Annotated in this window: 1 protein-coding gene; it reads left to right on the top strand. The window is 66.3% G+C overall.

What is annotated here, in order from left to right; all coding sequences use genetic code 11:
• The first annotated feature begins 618 nt into the window (after window positions 1–618).
• The gene (locus tag D474_RS29190) at window positions 619–1017 is read left to right on the top strand and encodes a hypothetical protein (protein WP_017614947.1); all 399 of its coding nucleotides are present in this window, start codon (window positions 619–621) and stop codon (window positions 1015–1017) included.
• Window positions 1018–1255: the final 238 nt, after the last annotated feature.

Here is a 1255-nt window from a genome sequence, read left to right as displayed (position 1 = left end):
TGCGGTTCCGCCCGGCCAGGAAGCCGGTGGCCGTGGCGGCGCCCACCAGGATGATGATCGCGATGAGTCGGTCGGCCTGGAACTCCTCGAACAACGCGGGTGTCAGGACCACCGCCGCGCTGCCCAGCAGTGCCGTGGCAAGGATGAGTACGGGTGTGGTGAGGTCAGGGATCATCGGGGTCTGCCCACGGTTCTGTTCTCCGGCTCCTGTGTTCTTGAGCGGTCCGAGTGAACTGGTCGAACTGCCTGAGACAGCTTGCTTGCGCAGGCTCTCGCAGCACACCGGGGGCTGTTGCGCGCCCCACGCCCATTCGAACAGCTCCGTTCGCAGCGGAGCCACCGACGAATGCGGAGGAAACCCCTGAGCAACAGGCCTGGCAGATCCAAGGAACCACTGCGGGCGCGCATTGGTCCAAGGGGTGTCTACTCCGAAACCGGCGAACGGAAAGAGGGAGCAGTGCTATGAGGACGAACGTCGAGCGTGGACCGGTTCTCGCGGTCTGTGCGGTCTCCGCGGCCATGGTGTTGGCGGGGTGCTCCGGGGCCTCCGCTGATTCTGCTGATGCCCCTGGTTCTTCTGAACCCCCGGCATCCCCCGAGCCCGACGAGGCGGTTGTCGTGAGCGGGGACCCGTGGATCCTCGTGCACGACTTCTCCGCAGGTGCCCAAGCCCTGTTGCACCTGGAGCTGGAATACCTGCCCGAGCAGGAGTGCCTGCTCGTGCACGGGATCGACCCCGAATCCGGCGAGGTCTCGTATTCGGGTGTTCCTGTGTGGCCCGAGGGAGTTCAGCCGCTGGACGAGGACGCGGACGCGGACGAAGGCGCAGGTGTGCACGTGCCGGACCATGGTCCACTCGTGGACGGTGACACCTTCACCGCGGGAGGTGCCCCCGGTGCCGAGGAGGAGCCGCCTGAAGGTGTGGACCCCTCTGAGCTGGGACCCGAACAGGGATGTGACGGCGAGGGTTACGTGGTGCTCAACGCTGACTCCATCTCCGAGGGCGCAGAGCTCTAGCCAGATCGTTGATGGGGTGCTCCCGCGGGCGGGATCTTGCTACCAGAGCAGGGTTCAGCGCCGATATTGGCTCTGGTAGCAAGATCCCCGCCCCACACGGACCTCGGAGCCGGATCCGGCCTGACCGACGGGGCGGCCGAGCCGAAGGTCCTCAGCCGCACCCAGGACATTCTTGCCCCGATGCCCGCGACCACTGGACAGCAAGATGACAAGTTCTACCGGTCGGCCGCCTCGACCC

Origin of the sequence: Nocardiopsis salina YIM 90010 (assembly GCF_000341025.1) — a bacterium.
In the GTDB taxonomy this organism is placed as follows: Bacteria; Actinomycetota; Actinomycetes; order Streptosporangiales; family Streptosporangiaceae; genus Nocardiopsis; species Nocardiopsis salina.
This window is presented reverse-complemented; position numbering and strand designations above follow the sequence as displayed.